The organism is Psychrobacillus sp. OK032 (assembly GCF_900111345.1).
Taxonomy (GTDB): domain Bacteria; phylum Bacillota; class Bacilli; order Bacillales_A; family Planococcaceae; genus Psychrobacillus.
This window is the reverse complement of record NZ_FOGY01000003.1, coordinates 1-16362: the sequence shown is the minus strand read 5'-3', so window position 1 is coordinate 16362 and position 16362 is coordinate 1. Positions and strand designations below refer to the sequence as shown.

Genomic DNA, 16362 nt, shown 5'->3' with positions numbered 1-16362 from the left:
AAGAAGAATGAATTTAGAATAGCGATGCTGATTAGTTAGCAAATTTTATGGATTGGAGTGAAAGGGCGGCGACTCCAGCCGGATGAGTGAGTCAGATGAAACATCGCAGGCGAACGCGCCAGCGTCGGCGATGGTTCATCGCTCACCCGGCGGAAAGCGTCCGCCCTGCAGCGGAAATCCTGGCTTAACTTCCTTACGACACAGTATCCCTATAATACGTACAATATAAAAAATGCCATACTTCATGTTACTTGAAAAAATTTATCCACATGCCGTAGATTTTGTAATTTCCTAAAGCAATAGGAAAAAACCTGAATAACTCCCCTTTAGTAAGGGTGCGTTATTCAGGAATCCTGTAGAATTATTCTTTAAATGTTTGATCTAAAAACTTGACTGTATCAAACATATTCGTCTTACTTGCTCCTTTGATTAAGATCGTGTCGTCTTTCTCCACGATCTCTGTCAATAACTCATGTAAGTGTTCCTTGTTTGTAAAATGATATATATTTGTAGGAGAAAATCCTTTTACTTTCGCTTGAGTACCAATTTCTTCGGTTCTAAATCCATAGGTAATTAATATATCAATGCCTTTTTCATGGACGTAATCCCCGACTTTACGATATTCCTCTTCTCTTAACTCACCTAACTCCCTCATTTGTCCAATAATCGCTATCTTCCTGTGTTCCCCTATATTAGATAGGACATCCAATGCAGCGCGTACTCCTTGTGGATGGGAGTGTACAGTGTCATCAATTACTGTAATGTTGTCGCGACAGTTATAGACAGTTAATCTTCTTGGTGGTTTTCTAAAAATCAACCCGGCTTTAATTTCCATTGGGGTGAATCCTAAATAATCAGCGACAGCAATAGCATTTAAGGCATTATATACATGATGCTCCCCTAAAATAGGGATGAATAGTTCAATTTCTTGTCGTTGTAGCTTCATTTTGAAACTCATGCCGTTCTCTTTATATTGAATCTTATATGCTCTATAGTTAGCTGGTGACTTTGTACTGACTGTTATAATTTCCCCTTTGAATTGATCAGTCTCCAAATACTTTGAGTTTTCGTCGTCTTTGTTTACGACGAGGATACCTTCTTGATCCATCCCGTGGATTAGTTCGGATTTCGCGTGAGCAACTCCTTTAATATCGCTATCAAAGTTTCCAACATGTGCAAGTCCGATATTGGTCACGATGCTAATGTTTGGCTTAATAATGCTACAATGTTCCGTAATTACCCCTGGATATGCCATACCGTACTCTAATACAACAGCCTCGTGAGCGTCATTAATTTCTGCTGCATGTTTTTTGGTATGCTCTGTTGTATTCCAATAATCTTTGGATTCAAAAATGTTCCACCTTTTGGACAATATCGATGCAAGGAATGCCTTGGAGGTTGTTTTACCAGCACTTCCCGTTATCGCAATGATTGGTATTTCTCCTTTTTCCTCAATCTTTTTTTTCTTTATATTGTTAATTTCAGTTTTAATTTTCATTTGATTTTCTGCTATAAACTTTGCATATTGAATGGAATGGATTACTACATCTAATTCCAAATAAAAAGCAGGGGGACAGCCTGGACGCCAGTTTACTTCATAAATCCAAATTTTTAAATTTTCATCCAGTCCAACGTCAATCCCTATTTCATCAATAACCTCTCCATATTTAGCCATTTGTATTTGGTCTAAATGATTAGCTAATGACAAAGAAAAGTGTTCAAGCATCCTTCTAATATCAAAAGCTTCTCCCTTAAATTCCTGTTGTAAAAATGGATCTAAATAATTTGTGAAACCCCCATTATTAATATTTGGAATGATAGATCCGTTTGGAGCAACTCGTGGATAAATAGTAGTAATCACCCACTTTCCTTCCCCATTTTTTTGGACATGAAGCCTAAAATCATACACTTGGCCGGATTTATTGATGGATTGTATATATGGTTGAACTATAAAAGTGCCTGATGATAGCTTATCCTCCAAAAAGACGTTCAACTGTTCCTTTGTATAAAATTCATTTTCTGAATTCTTCCTTACTTCATACCCCTTTGCTATTTCAGAAATAAAAAAGATTCCTTTTCCCTTTCTCCCATCAATCGGTTTAAGGACAACTTTATGAAAAGAAGCAATGAATTTGTAAAAAGTCTCTACCTTCTTTACTACTTCAGAGGGGATTAAGTAACTTGAAAATTCTTTTGCTTCCATTAGCCTTTCATTTATGTTCCATTTATTCCCTATTGAGTTTGTAGTAAATGGAATTTCATTTTTCAATTTATCAACAATTTCTTTTGACTTAGCTAATTTTTCGGGACTTCCTGCGTTATAAATAACATCTGGAAAAGGCATGATTTTCTCTTTCCAGCTTCCATTTTCATAAACTTGACCTCGAATAGATCGATTCACAAAATTCACTACACCTGGTGAAAAGTAAAAAAAATTAACTCCCTCCGCCTTAGCGACTGCAGCATATGCATAAGACTTTATGACGGTTTTTGGATCTTTTCGATGGTGTAGCATTCCTATTATTGTCATTTCATATTCTCCTTTTATATTTGTGTGATTATATTTGTATTAAATTCATCCATACTGCATTGGATACGGACAAACGTTCAGTTTTTTTAGTAAAAATAAAAAACACCCCAAGAATTGTAGGGTGAAGAGGTGTCATTACCATTTCGGCTCAATAATTATTTTTCTTGTTAACAATTCGGTCTCCAATAGTTGTATGGCACATATACGTGACAAATCAACATTCTTACATATAGACGTTTTTTCTAATCTAACCAAATTACAAAAAGAATTAGAGTAATTGCCTTCAATATCAAGAGGACGTAGTAACGAAATTGTTGTACAGCATGCTTCTTTATCTATGGACTCAATTCGAAAAAAACTTGTTTCAAAATGCTCCTCCGTACTACTAAAACTTAAAGGGTCCCCTTTTTTAGTTATCAAGAGTAAGGGAATCGTATCGGTACCTGCTATTTTGGCTAGTAGTCGACCGAAAAACTTGGTTTGGGAATTAGTTAATAGATCCTGAAGCAATTTCAATTCACAAAGTGCATCACATATACATTGGTTAGTTTTCACTTCGGTGCTCAATTGACTTTTCAACTCCCTTCCTACTCTTAGTACTTATAATATTACGGCTTGATAAGGTTACACGGGTAAACAGACTACCATATTGAACCGGTGTGGCTTTTAAAAAGGTTCCAGATAAAACTTTATCTCCTTTGCAGCTTCTAATGCAATTGCTTCTGCTTGTTCCGCTGTTTCTGAAACAGCAATGACGCATGCATACCGATTTCCCATTGAATATGGGGTCGTGATAATTCTACCTTCAAGCGGTTTAATATGAACATATTTCACTCCATCATGCATTAAAGCCAGTTCTTTCCCAGTGATTTTGAGTAACTTCCCCCGGGAACCTATTGTTAAATATTTGGCGTACACATGCTTTTTCCTTTTTTCGAGTAAAATAGGTTCCTCTCCTAAATGTACTTTTAATATTTCTTTTATTAGATTAATCCCGGTTCCTTCTTTTATAATTCTGTTCATCGCTCCTCCAGCCATTCTCGGATTTATCTCTATCAATTTCCATTTCCCTTGAACAAGTTTCATCTCCATATGACAAGAGCCATTCGATAGATCTATTTGTTTTAGAATGCTTGAAATGCAAGCATATAGACTACGATATTCCTCCATTTCGACTTTTCCAGGAAACTTATATCCAGTCACAATAAATCTGCCATTGTATAGTACTTTTTGCTCAACTAACCCTAGGAATTTAATTTCATTGTTATAAACCAAAATTTCAACGAGATACTGTGGTCCTTGTAAAAATTCTTCTATTAATAATGGATTATTTGGATGATTCATTTGTAGTAACCTTAAAGCATCAGCAAGCATTTTCTTTGTTTCAACAAATAATACATCCTTTGAACCATTTGAGATTGGGGGTTTTATAATAAAAGGAAAGAGGGATTTATAATCTTTTTCAAACTTTTCAAGGGAATCATCTGGGTGAAAAATTATATAAAAGGGGGTTATCGGAAGGTTCTTTAGTTTTTCTCTTATCGCTATTTTGTTTTCCATTAACTCTAAAGAATCTACAGAAGTTTTTGCAAGCCCAAAATGCTTAGAAAGCCTAGCTGCATAAGAAACATATGGATCAATTAAACTAATGCATGCGCAAATTTGTTTCCCTTTTTTCATCAGCCTGGTTATTTCTTCTACCATTTGCTGTTCATCTAATAAATCTTCTATATACACAAACTGATCAACTTCCGAGAAATCAGGATTGTTTGTCATGTACTTAGTCTTGTCCGTGCATAAAACCACACAATATCCCATTTCTTTTGCTATCATCAAGGCTTCCTTACTTGTTCCAGACTTGTAACATCCAATAAATACAATTGTTTTCATAGGAATAGCCACCCATTCATTTAGACACTATTGTCTCTTTAAAATATGTTTGGAAAACCATTTAGTCACTACATTTGCCTATGTAAGAGTCAAATATAATACCATATTCCTTTTAAAGTATGTTGTTTTAAAGTGGGTTTTATTGTACTATTAGTTGTTTGCTTTTACTATGTAATATAAGTAATAGAAAGACGTTTTTTAATCTATCTACGAGTAGAAAGTTTGGTGGAGCCAAATGAAAAAGAAAGCTCTTGTTTTGGCAGCGATTACTGTTTTTATTTGGGGATCGAGTTTTGCATCTATAAGCGCTAGTTTACATGGTGGTTATTCAGCAGGTCATTTGATTTTATTCCGTTTTATCATTGCGTCTGGGATTTTCGCGGTAATCGCATTTTGGCCAGGGATTAGTTTTCAATTACCCAAGAAAGAGGATTTGTTCAAAATTGCACTTCTTGGATGGATCGGGATTAGCGTTTATCATATATGTGTGACGTTTGGACAATTAACGATTACAGCTGGAACAGCAGGAATGTTAATAGGTTCAGCACCTATCTTCACAACGGTTATCGCTGTAATCGTGTTAAAGGAACGACTTGGAACAGTTGGATGGTTTGGTTTGGTATTTGGGTTTGTTGGTATTTTGTTAATCGGCATAGGTACTGGAGATTCTATATTCAACATCTCACCCGGGGTATTTTTAGTCATTATAGCCGCAATTGCGACTTCTATATTTTTCGTTTACCAAAAATCCCTACTGTTAAAATACAATCCGATAGAGTTAACTGCTTATTTTACTTGGGCCGGTACCATTCCTTTCCTGGTGTTTGCTCCGGGATTGCTAGATGATATTCAACATGCAACACTAGAAGCAAACTTGTCCGCAATTTACATAGGGGTATTCCCGACAGCCATTGCCTATTTAACTTGGGCGATTGCTTTATCTATGAGCAAAGCCAGTTCAATATCTAGCCTCCTTTATGCAGAACCAGTTATTGCAATAGTAGTCGCTTGGTTATGGTTAGGAGAACTGCCTGCAGTTATTTCCATTATTGGAGGATTCATTGCAATTTTGGGTGTACTGATTGTACATTTATATGGAAAAAGACGGAATACTGCTTGAACACCTAAAAACCCTCTACGAAAGAGACAAAACCTTTCAGTCGAGGGTTTCCTTATGTCTAGATACTTTTATCTTTTTATCGGTGCGATGATATTCCGATAATTGAATAACTCGAACATCTTTCGTATTTAATTCATGGTAAATCCCTCTACTGTCCGTAAATGAAATATAGCTGTCTCGTTCCCTTTGAATTAGCTCTTCTGCTTTTTCTTGGGATTCTATATGGATAAATCTGCGAATATAATGCACTTCATCAAAAAAGTAAGTTATTTTAAACTCTTTCACATTTTCATCTCCTAACATTGTAAATGATTAATTCGAAAGCTTTACTCATTTTTATATTAGGATGTCCAATGTTTAATGTTTTAAGCTATTTTTTGAAATGCTTCATCATTAATGCACGTTGAAAATAGAATACCAATTAAATATCACACTCATTATCACAGAGAAAACTAGTAAAGAAATTAAAAATGCACGGTACATTTTCCCCGACAATACAAATACAATAATCGTTAATCCAACTGTTGATCCAATTAGAGCTAGCCATGGAAATTGATCGTTAGTTGCACGTAAAAAGTAACTAAAACCAAAAACTAAAAACAAACCCGATAAAACTTGGAATAACAATCGCATTTCTTCCCTAACGTATTGCTGCATTTCCATCCCCCATTCACTATTTACTTATCATTCTATTCTACGAATCTACTACCATATATATACGAAAGAATTAAGCACTTATGTTAAGATAGATATACTTAAGCTTGAAGGGAAGAAAAAGAAATGAAAACTCCTTTTACATTTAACTATTCAGCACCGAAAACTACCGGAGAAAAAATGCCTGCACTTTTTTTATTGCATGGAATGGGAAGTAATGAAGAGGACTTACCACAGCTCGTCAAAAGTTTTGAGGAAACCCACCATATTTTTAGTTTGCGTGGTCCGATTGTTCACAAACCAGGATATGCGTTTTTTACTATAGCAGAAGTAGGTAAACCTGATCGTGAAGTCTTTGATAAAGTAGTAACATTTATACAATCATTTATTTATGAAGCAATCGAAGAATATGACCTTGATCCAAAGAATATTACGTTATTAGGCTTTAGCCAAGGTGCGATTCTTTCCCAAACTTTGGCATTAACGATGGGCAATGTCATTAATAGAGTTGTTGCATTAAGTGGCTACATACCGAGTTTTGTAAAAGAAGAATATAGTAAGCGTCCCGTCGATCATTTGAACATCTTTATTTCACACGGTGATTATGATTACGTTATTCCATCTCAGTGGGGTGCGGAAAGTAAAGATTACTTTGAATCTCTCGGGGCAAATGTAAGGTTTAAAACTTATGGTGATGGGCACGGAGTAACACCGGAAAATCATCAAGATTTAATAGCATTTTTGAAAGAGCATTAACACATGCGTTTGGGACTCACTTATGAGTCCCATTTTTAAAGTTAGTAGTATCCAAGTTTATTGCAGCTATCGCTACGATAATAGAATGAGTTTAAGTTAAGGTATTGTTAATACCATCATATAATCTTTATTAATTTGCCCAACCTCTCTAAAAAATCAAACGGTAATAATACAACAAGTCTATCCAAAACCCACCGGAAACGATAGAAATAGGTTATGACCTTAAAAGGTTCTTGCGCTTCTCTTATCGATGGTTTCCAGCAAACACTTGATTCTTTCCATTTTGTTTTGCATTATAGAGTCGCATATCTGCAAGATGAAAAAGCTCGTCGAAGGAATTAATGGACTCATCTTCCGTTGAAGAAATTCCAAAACTAGCAGCTAATTGTATGGACTTTTCATTTTTCACTAATTTCATGCCTGCTATAGTTTCTTTCAATACATTCGCAAGCCTCAACGTCTCTTCTAATGAGTTTCTACCGATTATTACAAACTCATCTCCACCATAGCGACCAATGATGAACTCTGGACTTAAAGCATTTTTACATAGAATTCCTACTTCACGAATAACTTCGTCACCCATTAAATGCCCATATACATCATTAATTGCCTTGAACCCGTCTAAATCAAATGCAATACAACTAATTGGAGTATATGTATCGGATGCTTCACCAAACCAGCTCGTAACAAGTTCTATTAAGTAACTTCGATTGTATAAACCTGTCAAATAATCTAACTCAGCCTTTTTCTGTATTTTGGATAATTGGTGTTTCACATTTAGTTTTATAGCCTTAAATGCGAGTTCTCGTTCATTAATAGTTTGTAAAAGCTGAATATACTCTTTTTGCACTTGATAGGATAAATGGATATCCTCCATTATTTCACTTATTTTTAAACGCTTTTCTTGAATGGTCTTTAATAAATAAACATCCTGATAAGTATCCACAATTTCCTTTGCAGATGAATATGCTTCAAAGGATTCTCTATATGCTTTTTTCTGATTTAGCCAGTCCCCTGTTAACATTTGGAACTGTGCACGTTCACGTATATATGAGTCAAATACATCCTTCTTTTCCATTTCATCCATCACTAATTTTGCGTCTTCTAATAGATTCAAACAAATATACGCATGGGCTATATTAAACATTACCCGCACTTCTAAAACAGCAGAATTAGGCTCATGTTGCTTTGCGGCAGCAAGCCCTTTTTTTGCCTCTTCTAATGCTTCTTCATAGTCACCGAGTTGGATACATACATGACTATAATTACTATAGGCATTGCTCAAAATGTTATATCTTTTTAATTGCTTCGCAAGTTGCATACTTTTGTTTAACGTTTCCTTCGCATAATCATATTGTTTGTTAAATTCATATAACAAGAACATGACATTATATAATTGCAGATAGTCTGCATCATCCCCATGCGCCAGAGTGATCTCCTCATAGCGTTCCATACTTACAAAGGCTTCCTCAATATCCCCTATGGAATAATAAGAAGCAGCCTGATTGATATGTGCAATAAGTATCGACTTGTAATCATTACATATTATCCCGATATCTAACAATTCATTTGCTCGTTCAATTGTTACTTGATATTCCCCTTCTGCACGTAATTGTGTAACCTCCGCTTGCAAACTACTTAATACTTCTTTCACGATCACTTTACTCCAATCTTTTCGGGCATCTGGATTAAAATAATATGAATGATACTTAATACCCTATTTTCTCAAAGGTATTGAATATCCATTTTCCCTATATATTCTTTTTTTCACAATCACTTTTTACTCAATTCATTATAACTTGGAAGTAACTAATTATCTAACCATTGTTTATATTCATAAGTGTTAAATAATTTGTAAATAGATTGCAATTTATCATTACTTTTAACACCTGGTACTTCTGATTATTAATAACTATGATGTTTTGCCGATACATATTAAGTAGAAATATTAAATAGTTAGGAATGATTTTATGAAGAAACGCATTATTTTAATTACGTTTGTCTTTGTTACCCTCATGCTCACCGCATGTTCCAACAACGAAGCAATCACAAAAGCGGATGAACGAGTGAAAATTGGAGTTATGTTTTCAGATGCAGGGTTAGGAGATCAATCATTCTCTGACTTGGGACTAATAGGTTTAGAACAAGCTCGAGACGAGTTAAATATTTCTTTTGATTACCGAGAAATAAAAGACACTGGTACATATGAAGAAGGCCTGGAAGAGCTGGTTGCACAAGGAAATGATTTAATAATCGGATTAGGCTTTTCCTTACAAGAAGCACTTGAAACGATTGCACCAAAATACCCCGATACTAGTTTTGTGCTTATGGACTCCGTATCAGACGTTCCTAATATATATAACGTTACCTTTAAAGAAGACGAAGGTTCTTACTTACTAGGTGCTTTGGCTGCAATGAAAACGAAAAGTAATGTCGTAGGATTTATCGGTGGTATGGATACCCCACTTATTCAAAAGTTTGAGAAAGGTTTTACAGAAGGAGTAAAATCTCAAAATCCAGAAGCCCAAGTGCTTTCTACTTACGCAAATGGTTTTGGTGACGATAAGCTTGGCGCAAGTATTGCAAAAGACATGATTGCCGCTGGAGCTGATTTTATTTACCCTGCAGCGGGGTTTACAGGAGTTGGTGCAATTCTAGAAGCGCAAAAAGCTGGTATTTATTCATTCGGAGTAGATAGTGATCAGTATTATTTGGCTGAAAATAGTATTGTTACCTCTATGTTAAAACAAGTCGATATCGCTGTTTTCAACACAATAAAAGAGTTTGTCGATACTGGAAAACTTGATGAAAAAAATAAAGTATTAGGTATAAAAGAAAATGGTGTAAATTTAGCTCCTATTCGTGTCATTAATCTTTCGCCCGCTGAACAGAGTAAGCTCGAGAAGCTACGAGAAGATATTTCAAACGGATCGATTACGATACAATAATTAGGAAGTAAGGTGTAAATAGATGAAGTTCAAACAAAAAATATTAATGATTTCCCTTATCCCATTACTGCTGTCTGCTTGCATTATTGGATATAACATCATTCAATTAACAGCATTAAAGTCCTCTACAGAAGAAATTGTCGATGCTTTAGTGAAAGTAGAAGAACTGAATAGCGCAGCAAAAAGCCTTCAAAAATCTTTGAGTGCTTACTCATTAAATATTTCCGAAAGCAATAAAAACGATATTGATAGCGACTTATCCAATATGAAATCTCTGCATGATTCGCTAAGTCCTTCCGTAACAAATAAGGAACAGCAAGTAATTTCGCAACAACTCTTTCATAAATATGAGGAAATTTTTACAGAAACAAATAAAGCTTTAAGCGCGCAAAACATTGCAGAAATAAAGCGTCAATCTCTACGAACAAAAGGGATGCAAAATGACGTAATTGAATTGAAACGAAGTATTACATCTGAATATCTAATGATGCAAGAAGACTTGCAAACAAAGATTAATGGAATTATATCTATTTCGATTATTTTAGTCGCATTCCTTTTAATCGGAAGTATTTTAGCTACTTTCTTCTTTACTAACCGGATAGTTCACCCAATTAAACAAATTACTAAAAATGCAGAAGAAATTGCAAAAGGAAATTTAGCGGTTAGATTAGCGAGTGTTACGACTCGAGATGAAATAGCTGCCTTACAAAATTCATTTGAACAAATGACGGTGAACTTAAGAGATGTTATTACACATGTCTCCGATAGCTCCAATCAAGTTGCTGCCTCTGCGGAAGAATTAATGGCAAGTGCAGATGAAACAATGAAAGGTACCGAACTAATCTCTTCTTCCATTCAACTCGTTTCAGATGGAGCGGATCAACAAACGTTCATGTCTGATGAATCTGCACGTTCAGCAGAAGAAAGTTCAAACGCTGTTACCCAAATAGCTAAGCAAGCAAATGCTGTCATGGAACTTTCTGTTTCGACAAACGAAAAAACTAAACAAGGTGCTGAGTTCGTTCAAGAAACAGTTTCACAGATGCAATCGATCAGTACATCTGTAGACGAAACAGACAAAGCACTTATCATATTAAACGATCGTTCCAAAGAAATCGTTCATGTATTAAAACTAATTACCGATATCGCTGAACAAACAAATTTACTTGCATTAAACGCAGCGATCGAAGCAGCAAGAGCTGGAGAAGCAGGAAAAGGATTTGCAGTCGTAGCAGATGAGGTTAGAAAACTTTCTGAGCAAACAAGAAATTCTGTTTCTAGTATTTCTGGGATTGCTTCAGAAATTGAACTGGATACAGAGAAAACAGTTGCATCGATTAATGATGTGAAAGAAAGAGTTAATGCAGGGCTTGAAATTGCCCGTCATACAGAAGAAACTTTCCATGATATCCTTGTTTCTGTGGAGCTCGTAAAAGAACAAGTAAGCAATATTACGAAAGTTTCTAATGATATTAACGATCAAATGGTACAAGTATCTACCCATGCACAAGAAATGTCTAATGTTGCAAAAATAACTGCAGATAGTTCTAATTCAGTTGCAGCTGCATCCGAGGAACAATTAGCATCTATGGAAGAAGTTACAGCAGCGGCCGTTTCTTTAGCAAATCTTGCGGAAGAGCTACAACAAAGAATATCCAAGTTTACGGTATAAGTACTGTTATAAAAAAACAGAAGTGGTTAACCTCCTGCTGAACGCGATCAACTGCAATGTTTCGCATAATAGGGATACTGCGCACTAATGGAGATTTACAAAGCGACCACTATGATTTCCGCTGCAGGCGGACGCTTTCCGCGGGCATGGCTTCAATCTCCTCAGGCCAACAGGATGTTTGTCACGAAGGCGTTGCCACACTAGGTGGCGTTCTTAGCCTCTGTTCCTTTGTGCGCTCCTGCGGGGCTTTCAGCTCATGCACCTGTCGCTTCGCTTTCGGTGCAGAAAACATCTGCTATTCCCGCTGGAGTCGCCGCCTTCCACTACAATCAATAGGAATTGCTTGCTAATTTGGTGTCTGCAGCTATCATAGATTTAATTGATCAGGTTTACTTCGCAATATTTATTAAATGAAAGGCTATGTTAAAGGCAAAGGTTGATTTAAAATGAACATGAAAAGTGAGCTGGAAAATGTATCTCCCAGCTCATTTTACTTTGATGTCCTTTTTACTAAAGCATCCGTTAGTTGAATAAGATTATCGATTTATTTTGAAGAGGAATACTTTCAAAGTTTCTCCTTCTACGCCTTCCTCCATTTGCTCGTCATCTTCTCTAACCTCTTCAAATGGAAAGCCATCGTGATACGGAAATCTTAGAAACTCTTCAATAATAGGCTCAAGTTTATTTGTAATTTCTATTTCACATCCGAATGGTAGGGCAGTGTCATAATCCGATATTAAATTAAACTTTATTTGTGCCGATTGCCAATCGAACCAAATATAGAAGAGCATTCCATCTCGGTTATTTGAACTGCTTATTTGCTCGCGTCTGTTCGTCATCACTCTTTGAAAAAAATCTATGAAATCTTCCAATAATATCTCAGTTGCTAATTCCTTGCTAATAGAAATTGACCATGTGTTGTTTGTTGTTTCTTCGGCTAAGTCTTGTAGACTCTCACCAATAAACAGAGGGCCAACAACTATTTCTTCAAGGGAATGAAAAAACTCGTTTTTATCCATAATTTCTCCTTCTTCAAACAGCATTTTATCAAACTTATTTTACCACTACTTGTTCAACTAAACTGCCCCTTTAGTTGAACAAGCACTTTACTAAAGCACCCGTTAGTTGAAGAAGTTCAAGCGAAGTATAATGTCATGCGAGATCTTTCATAGTTATTTCTAGTGTATCACCATCAAGTTCTAACTCGACGTGATTATCCCAGTTTAAAAATTCATCACATGTTATTGATAGCCTATTATTCGACCATCCACTAAAATTAATAGTGTCCATTTGTATAGGACTTTCCAAAGGTTTCTTGTCATTTATTGTTGACTCAATTTTTTCAATATGATAATGATCAGCTATTATGAAAACTCCTGACGGTGTCACTGTTAAACTTTGATATTGAGGTTGCGTTTCATATTTGGTTAATTCTCCACTCTGGCAATCAATTTGAAATAAATAATCAGAAGTAAGAACTAGGACAATGTTAAATTTCTTTGATAATGCCACAGCCCGTGGAAATCCTCTGAATTCACCACACCATTCATTAAAATCACCATCCTCAAATTTTACCCAAGTCCAACTTTGGGAATTCAATGAATCTGAAACGTCATAAATTATCTCCTTGTATTGACCTGAATAAGGTTGATTTATTATCTCTGCTTTTGTTATCACTTGGTTGTCCTCCCAAAAAAGGTTCTATCATTAAATATTCGATACAATAATGCTCTATTCTACTTAAACTAAATTTAAAGAAGAATAAATTAGTTCCCTAACAGCTAGTATTAACTCTCAAACAACTCTTGTTTTTCTTCCTTTGTTAATTCAGAAAAGAATATTTTATGTACACGAAGTACTTTTTCCTTTTTAGGAAAAACTCTTTCGAGCCAAGTTACAGCCATAGGTGTATTTTCAGGTTGAGAATTAACTTTATCGAGGAACCATTCATACTCCTTCACCACATCAGCAGTTAATAGTGACGTATCCTTTTTTCTACTGACATAATCAAGTTCTGCTAACTCCATTGCAGAGATAGGTACATCTAGTTTCTTTACTACTCCAAATTCAGAGGGCAATCGTTGATTGTCTATGGAAACAAAGTAATAAAGATCATTGCGTAATCTAAAAAGTCCTTTTTTAGTATCTTTCTTGTTTGCGATATACAACCAACTCCCTTTTAAAGCAAAGCAATTAAACTCTTCGTCATTAAATGCAATTAACATTTTTTCATACTTTTTCAAACTAAAACCTACTTTATTGCCGTTAAGCAAATATTTTTTGTTTCATATCTGGAAGTAAAGCACCCGTTAGTTCCATAAGGAATTTTTGTTATTCCTCTTCAGTATCAAGTAAATAATCAACAAATTCTTCGTGTAAAGCAACTTCTTTTTGTAGTGATTCATTTGTCTCCCTATCCACTAAATCAATTAAATAATTATCAGCAAGTTCATCGCCACCATCAATCATAACTAAAATCGAGTGAATTACACCTTGAATAACTTCACTTTGAACTTTATGAAAAGCATTTAATTCTTCTTGTGATGTGAGTTTTGTTTGAAGAATATTATACTCGTCTTCATAATGAGACCAGATTAAATCTGTATTAGAATTTAAGCCCTCAACGGCTGTTTTTGTCCAGTAATCCTTAATATTTATTAAGTTTTGTAAAAGTAATTTTTGTTTTTCATTCATATGTAATTTTCTCCCCCTGAAAATTGGTTAAACTCATTATTACAAAAAGAAAAAGCTACCCTTACTGGCAGCCACTTGCTTAACTAAAGCACCCGTTAGTTGAATAAGGAAAAACGTTATTAAGATATATTCCCAAATTCATCACAGTGGAATTCTATTGTATATGCTTTCTCAACTGATATACCAAGATAGCTAAAGATACCTTCAATGCGAACCCTATAAGTACGACCATCATTCATTAACGAAGCCTCGTAAGACGTTTGTTCCCATTTGCCATTATGATTTCCTATACTTGTTGTAATATTTTTTACTTTTTTAAACATTTGACGGTTGTCAACAGGGTTATATTGCGTTTCAAAGCTACCTGTAACATCAATCGGAAGTATGAAATCGATAACATAAATATGTGTTTTTATTGTCGTGCTTCCATCTATATTCGTAACCATTTGATTCGTAGTTGATGATATAGCATTTAAGGCTTTCCGCTCTTCTGCCAAATATAAATCTACTGCATCTTGAATCATTTCTTCATATGCTTTCGGTTCTTTCCAATCCTCTTCTTTAAAATTCTCTATTGGTGGAACCCCAATACCAAGACCAAATTTCTTTTGATTCACTTCGTTCACTATCTTCACATACTGCATGTGATATTCTTCTTTTTGTTCTTGAGTTAATTTTAAAGGAGTTGCAGAAACAACTATATTATTATCAGTATTAGATATAGTGTCAACTTCTATTGTTTGTCCATCAGTCAATCCTTTCGTCATTTCTTTATTTACCTGTCCTTCTGTTTCCTCATTTGAACTACACCCTGCTAAAATGATAGTTCCAAGTAAAATCCCCGTATATAAGTATTTTTTCAACATCCTCACCTCACTAATTTTATTAAATATATAATTGTAAGAATATTTTAACAATAAAGGAAGCAAACATCTATTCTTTTTCATAAGACCATATCGCTGAATTTTAAATAAACTTATCGAACTAACCTGCTGCGTTAGTTTAAGAAGATTTTTCGTCTTCTTTCTTCCGTTTCCTCCTGTAAAAAAAACGCCATATATAAAAGGTAGCCAAAAATGCCCAAAAAAGAATCCAATGATAATTTCCTTCACCATAATATATAATGATGGTTCCTATAATAAACGTTGGTACAGCCAAATAAACCCACATTCTGTCTTCCTTGTTTTTAAACATATACTTCCACCCCTCGTTTATAAACTTTCTTCAACTAACCTGCTGCGTTAGTTCAATAAGAAAGAGCTACCCTTACAGGCAGCCCCTTGTATCACTAAAGCACCCGTTAGTTGATTATCTAACTCCCTTAAGACTCCTTCCTAACGAAAAACGTCAACAAATTCTCCCAAAGGAGAATCAAATACTGTTCTTTTTTGGACTATAAATTCAATGGGTTCCCCTTTATTACTTTCATTGCTGGGATTGGATGGAGTTGTTCCTTCATACCAACTGTGCTTTCCATCAAAAGTTTTTTTAATCTCTTCGTCCCCCTTAAAGTAAATTTCAAAACCTTTTAAGGATTCATTGTTGTCCATTTCATAGTAGTCCAACAACTCTTTTTCGCTGAGTTCAGAAGATAACTTCATATAAGCAACCGCAGTAGGTTGACCTCCACTCCCCCAAGGTCCACCACCATATGAAACTCCATAGTCGTACCCTTTTTCAATAATCTTTGTCTTGGTTGGAAGTGTGTAGGAGAAAAACTCATTTGCAAATTCCTCAACCGTTTGTTTATCTTCACTTAGTAAGTCATAAAAAAAGAATGCTACTATCGAAAACACTAATGCACCAATCCACCATCTATATCTTTTTAACATTAAACCACTCCAAACTATCCATCCTAACTTGCTATCTCTATGCAGAGTGTAGCAAATTATCGTCAATCATTCTTTAGAGATAATTGAGATTCTCTTTTTCAACTATCCTGCTGCTTTAGTTCAATAAGAAAAAAGGCTTTACTCCTTCTTGAAGTAAAGCACCCGTTAGTCGAAGAAGAAAGTATAGAAGTAGTGGATACTTCAGTTATTTTTTATAGAAAAAGTCGGTGCAGAATCTACATTTACTAACCATCGAAATTCTTGAG

16 protein-coding genes are annotated in these 16362 nt (G+C 35.1%); 4 read left to right on the top strand and 12 right to left on the bottom strand.

Features of this window, described 5'->3' with window-relative positions:
- Positions 1 to 361: 361 nt before the first annotated feature.
- The 3 genes from BMZ04_RS07065 to BMZ04_RS07055 all read right to left on the bottom strand — a co-directional run bounded on the left by BMZ04_RS07065 (position 362) and on the right by BMZ04_RS07055 (position 4420).
- Positions 362 to 2530, bottom strand: coding sequence for a YheC/YheD family protein (locus tag BMZ04_RS07065; RefSeq protein ID WP_093267219.1), 2169 nt, complete (start codon positions 2528 to 2530; stop codon positions 362 to 364).
- Positions 2531 to 2665: 135 nt separating this feature from the next.
- Positions 2666 to 3109 (bottom strand): CotY/CotZ family spore coat protein, encoded by a 444-nt coding sequence (locus BMZ04_RS07060; protein ID WP_255367837.1) that lies wholly within the window; start codon positions 3107 to 3109, stop codon positions 2666 to 2668.
- Between the two features lie 87 nt (positions 3110 to 3196).
- Positions 3197 to 4420 carry an ATP-grasp domain-containing protein gene (locus tag BMZ04_RS07055; RefSeq protein ID WP_093267216.1) on the bottom strand — a complete coding sequence of 408 codons (1224 nt, stop codon included), beginning with the start codon at positions 4418 to 4420 and terminating at the stop codon, positions 3197 to 3199.
- A 235-nt stretch (positions 4421 to 4655) separates the two neighbouring features.
- On the opposite strand from BMZ04_RS07055, the gene BMZ04_RS07050 reads away from it, so the two are divergent.
- The gene (locus BMZ04_RS07050; protein WP_093267212.1) at positions 4656 to 5540 is read left to right on the top strand and encodes a DMT family transporter; all 885 of its coding nucleotides are present in this window, start codon (positions 4656 to 4658) and stop codon (positions 5538 to 5540) included.
- Positions 5541 to 5576: 36 nt separating this feature from the next.
- Here the strand turns inward: BMZ04_RS07050 and BMZ04_RS07045 are convergent, their stop codons facing one another.
- Together BMZ04_RS07045 and BMZ04_RS07040 are read right to left on the bottom strand one after the other, a co-directional pair.
- Positions 5577 to 5825: a hypothetical protein gene (locus BMZ04_RS07045; RefSeq protein WP_093267210.1), complete on the bottom strand. Its 249-nt coding sequence runs from the start codon at positions 5823 to 5825 to the stop codon at positions 5577 to 5579.
- A 108-nt stretch (positions 5826 to 5933) separates the two neighbouring features.
- The gene (locus BMZ04_RS07040) at positions 5934 to 6197 is read right to left on the bottom strand and encodes a hypothetical protein (protein ID WP_093267208.1); all 264 of its coding nucleotides are present in this window, start codon (positions 6195 to 6197) and stop codon (positions 5934 to 5936) included.
- A gap of 123 nt (positions 6198 to 6320) precedes the next feature.
- Here BMZ04_RS07040 and BMZ04_RS07035 point away from each other — a divergent pair, with 123 nt between their 5' ends.
- Positions 6321 to 6950 carry an alpha/beta hydrolase gene (locus BMZ04_RS07035; protein ID WP_093267206.1) on the top strand — a complete coding sequence of 210 codons (630 nt, stop codon included), beginning with the start codon at positions 6321 to 6323 and terminating at the stop codon, positions 6948 to 6950.
- A 244-nt stretch (positions 6951 to 7194) separates the two neighbouring features.
- On the opposite strand, the gene BMZ04_RS07030 is transcribed toward BMZ04_RS07035, so the two are convergent.
- Complete coding sequence (locus tag BMZ04_RS07030; protein WP_093267204.1) at positions 7195 to 8604, bottom strand: tetratricopeptide repeat-containing diguanylate cyclase; 1410 nt, start codon at positions 8602 to 8604, stop codon at positions 7195 to 7197.
- 316 nt (positions 8605 to 8920) lie between these two features.
- On the opposite strand from BMZ04_RS07030, the gene BMZ04_RS07025 reads away from it, so the two are divergent.
- Both BMZ04_RS07025 and BMZ04_RS07020 read left to right on the top strand, forming a co-directional pair.
- The gene (locus BMZ04_RS07025) at positions 8921 to 9898 is read left to right on the top strand and encodes a BMP family lipoprotein (protein ID WP_093267202.1); all 978 of its coding nucleotides are present in this window, start codon (positions 8921 to 8923) and stop codon (positions 9896 to 9898) included.
- Positions 9899 to 9920: 22 nt separating this feature from the next.
- On the top strand, positions 9921 to 11570 hold the full coding sequence (locus BMZ04_RS07020) for a methyl-accepting chemotaxis protein (protein ID WP_093267200.1): 1650 nt from the start codon (positions 9921 to 9923) through the stop codon (positions 11568 to 11570).
- A 536-nt stretch (positions 11571 to 12106) separates the two neighbouring features.
- Here BMZ04_RS07020 and BMZ04_RS07015 read toward each other — a convergent pair.
- The 6 genes from BMZ04_RS07015 to BMZ04_RS06985 all read right to left on the bottom strand — a co-directional run bounded on the left by BMZ04_RS07015 (position 12107) and on the right by BMZ04_RS06985 (position 16096).
- Positions 12107 to 12589: a hypothetical protein gene (locus BMZ04_RS07015; protein ID WP_177184362.1), complete on the bottom strand. Its 483-nt coding sequence runs from the start codon at positions 12587 to 12589 to the stop codon at positions 12107 to 12109.
- Positions 12590 to 12722: 133 nt separating this feature from the next.
- Positions 12723 to 13247, bottom strand: coding sequence for a hypothetical protein (locus BMZ04_RS07010; RefSeq protein WP_093267198.1), 525 nt, complete (start codon positions 13245 to 13247; stop codon positions 12723 to 12725).
- 110 nt (positions 13248 to 13357) lie between these two features.
- Complete coding sequence (locus tag BMZ04_RS07005; RefSeq protein ID WP_093267196.1) at positions 13358 to 13813, bottom strand: hypothetical protein; 456 nt, start codon at positions 13811 to 13813, stop codon at positions 13358 to 13360.
- A gap of 88 nt (positions 13814 to 13901) precedes the next feature.
- A complete protein-coding gene (locus BMZ04_RS07000; protein ID WP_093267194.1) occupies positions 13902 to 14264 on the bottom strand; it encodes a histidine kinase in 363 nt (120 codons plus the stop codon).
- 119 nt (positions 14265 to 14383) lie between these two features.
- Positions 14384 to 15379: a hypothetical protein gene (locus tag BMZ04_RS06995; RefSeq protein ID WP_143128282.1), complete on the bottom strand. Its 996-nt coding sequence runs from the start codon at positions 15377 to 15379 to the stop codon at positions 14384 to 14386.
- Between the two features lie 219 nt (positions 15380 to 15598).
- A complete protein-coding gene (locus tag BMZ04_RS06985; RefSeq protein WP_093267187.1) occupies positions 15599 to 16096 on the bottom strand; it encodes a hypothetical protein in 498 nt (165 codons plus the stop codon).
- Positions 16097 to 16362 lie beyond the last annotated feature (266 nt).

Coding starts and splice junctions, on each gene's coding strand:
- BMZ04_RS07065 (WP_093267219.1), bottom strand. CDS start 2,530: ATGACAATAATAGGAATGCTACACCATCGAAAAGATCCAAAAACCGTC.
- BMZ04_RS07040 (WP_093267208.1), bottom strand. CDS start 6,197: ATGCAGCAATACGTTAGGGAAGAAATGCGATTGTTATTCCAAGTTTTA.
- BMZ04_RS07055 (WP_093267216.1), bottom strand. CDS start 4,420: ATGAAAACAATTGTATTTATTGGATGTTACAAGTCTGGAACAAGTAAG.
- BMZ04_RS06995 (WP_143128282.1), bottom strand. CDS start 15,379: ATGGTGAAGGAAATTATCATTGGATTCTTTTTTGGGCATTTTTGGCTA.
- BMZ04_RS07020 (WP_093267200.1), top strand. CDS start 9,921: ATGAAGTTCAAACAAAAAATATTAATGATTTCCCTTATCCCATTACTG.
- BMZ04_RS07025 (WP_093267202.1), top strand. CDS start 8,921: ATGAAGAAACGCATTATTTTAATTACGTTTGTCTTTGTTACCCTCATG.
- BMZ04_RS07035 (WP_093267206.1), top strand. CDS start 6,321: ATGAAAACTCCTTTTACATTTAACTATTCAGCACCGAAAACTACCGGA.
- BMZ04_RS07000 (WP_093267194.1), bottom strand. CDS start 14,264: ATGAATGAAAAACAAAAATTACTTTTACAAAACTTAATAAATATTAAG.
- BMZ04_RS07015 (WP_177184362.1), bottom strand. CDS start 12,589: ATGGATAAAAACGAGTTTTTTCATTCCCTTGAAGAAATAGTTGTTGGC.
- BMZ04_RS06985 (WP_093267187.1), bottom strand. CDS start 16,096: ATGTTAAAAAGATATAGATGGTGGATTGGTGCATTAGTGTTTTCGATA.
- BMZ04_RS07050 (WP_093267212.1), top strand. CDS start 4,656: ATGAAAAAGAAAGCTCTTGTTTTGGCAGCGATTACTGTTTTTATTTGG.